This window comes from Legionella sp. km772 (assembly GCF_003989735.1).
Taxonomy (GTDB): Bacteria; Pseudomonadota; Gammaproteobacteria; order Legionellales; family Legionellaceae; genus Legionella.
In genome coordinates, this window is record NZ_RZGQ01000136.1 from 1 (window position 1) to 7,598 (window position 7,598).

Sequence of the window (7,598 nt, forward strand, 5' to 3'; positions counted from 1 at the left end):
TTGGAAAATCAAATAATCACTATAAAGATCAAGCATATCCATTTAATTCCCTCCCTAAAATTAAGGGCGGAATTCTAATGCTTTTTAGTCAAACTACAAGTTTATGTGCGTAACATGAGATCTTGAGTAACTCCATCACCTTGTTCATACATTAAACCTAAATTATATTGGGCACTAACATTTCCTAGGCTTGCGGCTTTATCGTACCATTTCACTGCTTCCGTTTTATTTTTTTCGACCCCTATGCCCATATCATAATCATAACCTATGGCAAGGGCTGCATTTGAATTCCCTAAGGCTGCTGCTTTTTTATACCAGATTAAGGCGGTTTCATAATTTTGCGGAACCCCTGAACCGGTATCATACATATAGCCTAGGCCATATTGGCCTTCGGGATTATTTTGATCCGCTGCTTTTTGATACCAAGAAACCGCTTTGGAAAAGCCTTCGGGGGTGTTTTGATACCAATAAAAAGCCGCGAGCAGTACTTGGGCATCGGCATTGCCTTGATTGGCGGATGCCAAGAGCCATTTTTCGGTTTTCTCGGGGCTGTAGGTAACCCCTTCTGCGTTATAATACATTTTACCAAGGAGAAACTGGGCTTTAGCATCACCCTTTTCTGCCTCTGCGGACAATAACATATACGCTTTTTCAAAATGCTGTTGGTTATATGCTTCCTCGCCTTCTGCTGTTGTGGCAAAAACAGCAGTATTAGCTAGGGTAAATAAGGATAATGCAACAACATATTTCTTAACGTCCATGTCCAATCCTCTTTTAATGACTTATTGACATAAAGTATAAGACGAAAATTAAAAATTTGCTTAAAAACATTATTTTAGGCTTGGAGTAGCGGTGTGCGCTTCCTGTTCTTTTAGTTCAGGGGCTATATAGGGTTGAGCATGTTTAAAGCCGGCTAAGAGTATCTTCCTTGTCGCATAACCGACCCCTACTCCCGCTGCAAGAATGGGAAGTTCAACAGCAATTTTACGTCCAGCCTCAGCAAGTGGTTTAAAAAAACGAAGCATAGTTTCCTACTTATTGTAAAAAAATGAGCGCACATCATAAACAATGCGCTCATAAAATGCTATCTTTTCATTTTTAGGCGGATGGAAAATAATAGTTAATCATTCGCTCTATTTCCGCATCATCAACTCGACTTCCTTCCACTTTGGCCACCGGTTTAAAGAAAGCAGAATTACTTAAAGCTAAGGGAGGAAGATACTCAGAGGGGACTAGGCTGGCTAAAGGCTCAGTTCCTAAAAAATTATTGATTCCCGCAACCACCGAAAAACCGAAGCGGTTGAAACCATTCGCAAAGGCAGTTGTCATTTTTAGCTTGCATAAGGTTGGAATAATAATGCTAGAAATAAGGTTCATCATCGCTTAAAGAAATTTAGATTGACACCATCCAGTTAAAAGCATTTGCCGCAAAAGTTACCCACAGGTTATTTTGCGACAAATCAATCTACGCCTAGTACAGGCCAGTACGTCCCTAAGGGGCGGGGGAGCTAATGTCAGGATCTTGGAAACGAACCTTCTTTCCTAAAGCGCTCTTTTCTGCAGCGCGATTGAAAAAGGATGGGGTAGATAGCTGGACGCTTTCTGAGTAGCTAAAATTAACTATTTTATCAATCAATTGTTCTCCCATAGCTTGATCGATTAAATTTTTCTCGCTTGCCTCTATGATTTCGGGCAGGTATTTATCTTTAAAAGCAAATAGAGCCTCCTCGGTGCGATTAGTTTTTGCAAAAGCCTCTGTTATCCGGTCAATTAATAGTTGCGTTTTATCAAGAGCTTGACGCTTTAACTCTATGGCTTGCTGTATTTCACTCAGCGAGGCGCTAAACATCAATTCAGTGCTAGTTTTTCTTACGGTTTTAGCCGAATTAAAGCTGAGTTCTAAGCGCTCCTCAATCGTAGCTGTAATTAATTGCAAACGTTTAGAATCTGTATACGCCCCTTGAATGTTTAACAACTTCGCCACATAAACGATTAGTTGCGGATGCATATAGTGGATTGGACAGCGGCTATTCATATCCCTAGTAAATAACAAAGCATGAAACCTTCTTAGATCAGAGCTATTTTCTGCTAGTATGTTTTTTATCACTTGTTTTGTTTTGCTAAACTTACATTTGGAAGGATCAACTAAAATAAGCCATGAAGTCCCTGAGTAAGCATTTCCTGGCTGAGGTAAATCCAGCATACACAGGTCTTTAAGATAGGGTGATTCTACGCCCGCGGCATATTGAATTATTGATTTATTATATGTACATCTTTTACTAAATACTGCACTCAGGGCGTCTGAAAAATTTTTCTTATCTCGATTATCTTGAAGATGCTTAGCTCTAGCTGCATTAAGCTGTTTATAATAAGCTACTTCTTCCCCAGATAAACATGCTCTTCCCTTTCCATCATCAGATTTTGCATGATTCAGTGAGTCTGGTCGGGTAAGATCACTAGCATAATCAGGGTCAATGACGTCAATTATATTTTCAAGTAGATTGTCAATGAAATCAGCGCCAGCTGATGGCAAGACCTCAACCACCTTATCAAAGTTGAGGAGTCTTTGACGTTGTTCAGCCGAAAAACTCGCTTCCATGTCTAGATCCCACTGCTCTAGGCAGCGAGTATCTTTAAGCTGATTAAGATGACTTGATATTTCTGTGACCATGGAACGATGAAGAAAGTGTTGTGCGCTGCTTAGTCTTTTCGTTTCAAGCTCAGAAGCGCTGAGAGCAAAACCTAACACAGTCAGTGCGAATGCAAGATTGGAAGCAGTCATATAGTCAATAGGCCGACGTCCCCATTGATCTTTATTAAATAACAAGGCAGACAATTTATTCAAATCATTACGATATTCGAACAGAATGCTTTCAATGTTCTCTTTGGTTTTACTCGCCTTACATAGAGCTGGATCGATGAAGGAAAACCAGCTTGAGCCGCAGTCGGGATTAGCTTGATCGGGTAAATCGAGTTTAACTAGCTCAAGCAGATCGGGGTATTTTACATTCACCGCACAGACAATGGCCGAATTGCCATATTTATCCACCCTTTGAAAGAGCTTTGCCAACTCTTTTCCGTAACCACCCTTAAGCGCTTTATAATGCTCCTTCCAGGTAATTATCTCGTCCTTATTAGTTTTTACCAAGATGGGTACATAGGAGTTTGCATAGTACTTCAATAGAATGTTTGCGGACTATGGCCTCATGAAATTGAGGAAGTTTGTCTGTAACTGGCATTTTAATCTCTTAGTGCAATTAATTTATATTGGACTTTATTATACATAGGTGTATTTTATTTTGTCAATTTTGGTTTTTAAATTACATATCAGTCCGGCGCTCCAAATTGGCAATGGGTTAAGGAAAAGGCTGGGAACTAAGAATTGAGACTAAGGCAAGGTGAGACCTAAGATCTAGAGGCGCTCACAAGAGAGTGAAGAGCTAAAGGTGGGTTTACTTAAAATGAGTCCCCTAAAAGGGGGACTCTATCCTATCAATTAATTTTTTCTGCCAACCCTCAGTTGCAAACACCATTAATAACACAGTTTTTCAGATCAGTTGCAAACTTAAAGTTGTTGTTTTGATCGTAGGTGGCCTCCCAGTTAAATACTCCACCTATCGCACCATATGCTTTGGGAGGCACATAACTACCACAACTACTGCTGCTTGCCGTGGCTGTTTTTAAACATTGCAGTGCCCGTTTAATGGTGGTTGTGGGGGTTGCAGGAGCGCCATCACTTGCGCCACTGGCATTAGCGGCGGGATAACCAATAACTACTTGTGAAGGTTTCAAGTAGGAAATATAAGGTTGGAATCCGGTGTTGGTACCATTTGCTAATTTAGCTGGCCAATTGGCTAATAAATCCGTTGCCATAGCAACGGAAAAATCAGGATTGGATGTGGGTTCAGCACCGTAGCAAACTTGGTTAATACCATAGGCACAACCGGTATTATATAGTTGAATACCAACCCACGCTAAAGCATCATGGGTTTGCATGGTTAAAGCCGCATAATTACCCCAAGTTGCATCATAACCACTAGTCGCGGCAATATTAGCGACTTGAGGGGTTAAAGTAATCAACAAAGCGGGATTTTGGCTGTGCATGGCATTAATAATACTTGCTAACACCGCAATATCGCCTTGAGGCTGACTAAAGGTTCCTCCTCCATTGAGGCCATGCTCAATATCGATATCAAAGCCATCAAAGCCGTAATTGCTTATTAATCCCGTTAAGGAATTAATAAAACTTTGTTTAAAGGCATCTGCTGAAGAAGCGGAAGCGAGAACTTGATGGAAATCAACACTCGTATTAGGAAGGCTTGAGGAGGCACCACCTAGAGACAAAATAACTTTGATCCCAGCTTGATGCAAGGATTGAATATAGCTCTTAGTCACGGTGTCGAAAGCCGGTACAATTACCCCTGGAGTTGAGGTACTAAACACCCCAAAAGCGATCATCACGTGGGTATAGCCCGCATTTGCCAAGGATTGCGCAGTTGGTGGGGTTTTCCAACCAGGGATATAGGTGATGATGCGTCCACCATTATCCGCTAATTGAGTAAAGCTAAGCGACACAGTGCTATTCGCAGTGGCGGTAAACGGTTGGGGTGAAATAGTGGCAGAATATCCTGCCACAGGATCAGCAGTGACATTGTAGATCATGCCTTCCGCTAATTGCACTGTCGCCGTTCCTGTCCCACTAGCCAAATTAACCGATTGCGATATAGCATTGCTATTGTTGGTAGGTGTAAACGTAAGGTTTAAACTGCTTAAACTAGCAGGTGCACCTTTGACATCAATAGTTATTGAAGCTTGATTAACCTGAGCGCATTGATAAGTCAATGTACTTAAGGGAATCGGGCTTGCGCGCGCAATCACTAAAGCCGGATTAAATAGCGGGGTGCAGTTATAACCATTATAGCTAATGGGGGTGGAGGACAAGTTATAAGTACCGCCATCACTTAATTGACCAAGCACTGTAGTGCTATTCCAGACCACCGTTTTAGATACCGTATTACCATTAGGGCTTTGAGTTAAGAGCACGCTTGGGTTGGTACTATAACCCACCAGCTCTTGAGGTTGCTGCCCTAGTTTAAGATTTATTTTGCCCTCCGTTGGTGGAGGCGTTACGGCTGAATAGCTAAGGCTTGCATTAACCGTTTTATCAGCAAGGACTACCACACTCGTAGGTGACACCGTCCCTTTATACACTGTACCATTACTTGCACTGATATCCTCAGGCGATAAATTGTAGGTTCCCGCTGCAAGTCCTGCAACACTTATACTCGAACCCCAGGGTACTTGAATATCTTTAATATTTTGACCATTCATACTTACATGTACTAAGGCATAAGTCTGATTTATAGTAGTAGGTTTAGCTGTGTTATTCTTTAAAGCCAAGGAGCCTGTGCCCACCACTGAATTTAAATAGACATTTGCACTGCCTTCCACATAATCATGAGAGGCTACTCCGTATTTCAATTGGATAAATTTTCCTGCTGGTAATTGGGTGGAGCTTGGGGAGTAGGTTGGAAAATGCAGGGAGAGGCTTGCCAAATAAGTTCCATCTCCTTGAGCTTGGGATGAAATATTTAATTCATTGTCTGGATAGGCTAAAGGCGCAAAATCACCCCAAAAATTTGTATTTATCGGAGTTTTTGATTTAAAGGAGACGCTAGCATTTTGAAAATCTACTGTCTTCCCACAATTATTAGTTAACTTTAAAACAACAGACTTCCAATAGGCAGACCCGCTGGCGGTAAATTGAGTTGAAATGCAGGTGGTCGGTTGGGCGATTGATGTCGTTTGAGCGCTGATTCCTTGCGATACAACAAATAAAGCCCCCAGACCCAGAGATAAAGTAGTGTTCATAATAAGTTCTTCTTATCGGCCAAGGTAATTATAAATTTAGCACAGCAAAATGGATTTACAATGATCAATATGAAAACAGTTTTGACAAAAATAAACGGTACAGCAACGAGATTCATTCCCTAAAAAACAAATAATGTACTAAAATTAAACATATACCCATTCAAATTTGTTGTTCAACGCGCAAGAATTCAACTAGTAGTAGCCATAAAAAAGTACAGTCAGTTAATTAAGCCTAAGCGCCTTTAATAGTAAAAAAATAGTCTAGGAGAACCACGATGAATTTTATAATGAAAGAGCCCTTTGAAAAACCAAGACCAATAGACACCAAAGAGCGAGTGCCTAAAGAGAAGCCTGAACCCTTATAAATAAGAAGTAAGACTCTATAGCGGTTTTACCATGAGATCGGGTAATTTCTCGCTAATGCTCCTTGATTTGGGCAAGGATGCTGGATGATGGGTCACAATGTAATGGATAAGCTTTTCGCGGACTTCATTACGTAGCGCAGAAACATCATCGGCATTTTTAGCGCTGGCTAAGACCCGCAATTGCATGACTTGCGCTTGCAAATCACTTACCGTGATGTTACCCACTTTTCCATCCCATAAGGGTGACTTACTTAATATACTATTTAACTCTTCACGTAATTGAATAACGGGGAGAGTAAAATCTACGTATAAAAAAACGGTGCCAATTAAATTATTATTTTTATCGCGGCTCCAATTTTGAAAGACATTCTCTAAAAAATAATTCGTAGGTACCACTAACCGTCGCCAATCCCATAATTTAACGACTACACTGCGAAAATTGATTTCTTCAATGGTGCCAAATTCGTTATTAATCACCACGGTATCGCCAATTTTTATAGGCTGGGTGAACGCAATTTCAAGTCCTGCCAAAATACTGGTCAAGGATTTCTGGGCGGCAAAAGTAAAGACAAGCCCAACCACACCGGCTGTGGTTAAGACACTAGCACCTAGGGCTCGCACATTATCAAAAAGCATCAAGATTGCGCCCAAGCTGAGTATGACAATTAAACTGTATACAATCCGTTTTATAATAAGGGTTTGGGTATAAATTTTCCGTGCCGCGAGGGTCCCACTTTTTTTGGGTAGATAGCGATGCACTAATAATTGTTCAACCACATCCACCACTTTAAATAAAATCCAGCTAATTCCCACAATAATTAAAATGCTGGTGAGCTTCGTTAAAATAAACGACATCGCTGCAGAAATATTAATGTATTGTACTAAAACGTTAAATAAAATTAAGAAAGCCAAAATTTTGAGCACTACAACAAAGAGGGGCAACACGATTTTAATGAGGGAATGCTCATCAAAAGAACTCGTATCCCTCACCAAGACAAAGGCTTTATCGATAACCCGTACCGCCAGCCAATATACGCCAAGAAAAATACAAAGATAAAAAATACTTTGCTCTAAAGTACTAATTGTTGGAGTTATAGCGAGTTGTTTTTTTAAAAAATCACTATTTTGAAAACATAAATGAATAATGGATAAGCCCACCATAAACAAAACCGGCGCAAGCCAAAGTTTGAGAAAGGTAGTCATTTGCTTGGGTTTAGCAAGTTTTTTTTCTTGATTTTTCATAGGCAACGTCCCTGAAGTTTTTATAGACAAGATTTTATTTTGAATTGGTCACAGATTTTTTAATTTCACTTCGATCTACCCCCTCTCCCGCGATAGGAACTTTGATAGTATGATGATGCC

6 protein-coding genes are annotated in these 7,598 nt (G+C 40.4%); all 6 read right to left on the bottom strand.

The window, feature by feature from the left end:
- Positions 1-101: 101 nt before the first annotated feature.
- The 6 genes from ELY15_RS11840 to ELY15_RS11865 all read right to left on the bottom strand — a co-directional run bounded on the left by ELY15_RS11840 (position 102) and on the right by ELY15_RS11865 (position 7,478).
- Entirely contained in the window at positions 102-761 is a 660-nt protein-coding gene (locus ELY15_RS11840; RefSeq protein ID WP_127100282.1) for a tetratricopeptide repeat protein, read from the bottom strand.
- A 69-nt stretch (positions 762-830) separates the two neighbouring features.
- Positions 831-1,025, bottom strand: a complete 195-nt coding sequence (locus tag ELY15_RS11845) for a hypothetical protein (RefSeq protein ID WP_127100284.1) — start codon at positions 1,023-1,025, stop codon at positions 831-833.
- 73 nt (positions 1,026-1,098) lie between these two features.
- On the bottom strand, positions 1,099-1,329 hold the full coding sequence (locus ELY15_RS11850) for a hypothetical protein (RefSeq protein ID WP_158617466.1): 231 nt from the start codon (positions 1,327-1,329) through the stop codon (positions 1,099-1,101).
- 163 nt (positions 1,330-1,492) lie between these two features.
- Entirely contained in the window at positions 1,493-3,181 is a 1,689-nt protein-coding gene (locus tag ELY15_RS11855) for a hypothetical protein (RefSeq protein ID WP_127100288.1), read from the bottom strand.
- 335 nt (positions 3,182-3,516) lie between these two features.
- Positions 3,517-5,871 carry a glycosyl hydrolase family 18 protein gene (locus ELY15_RS11860; protein ID WP_127100290.1) on the bottom strand — a complete coding sequence of 785 codons (2,355 nt, stop codon included), beginning with the start codon at positions 5,869-5,871 and terminating at the stop codon, positions 3,517-3,519.
- 380 nt (positions 5,872-6,251) lie between these two features.
- A complete protein-coding gene (locus ELY15_RS11865; protein ID WP_127100292.1) occupies positions 6,252-7,478 on the bottom strand; it encodes a mechanosensitive ion channel family protein in 1,227 nt (408 codons plus the stop codon).
- Between the last annotated feature and the right edge of the window lie 120 nt (positions 7,479-7,598).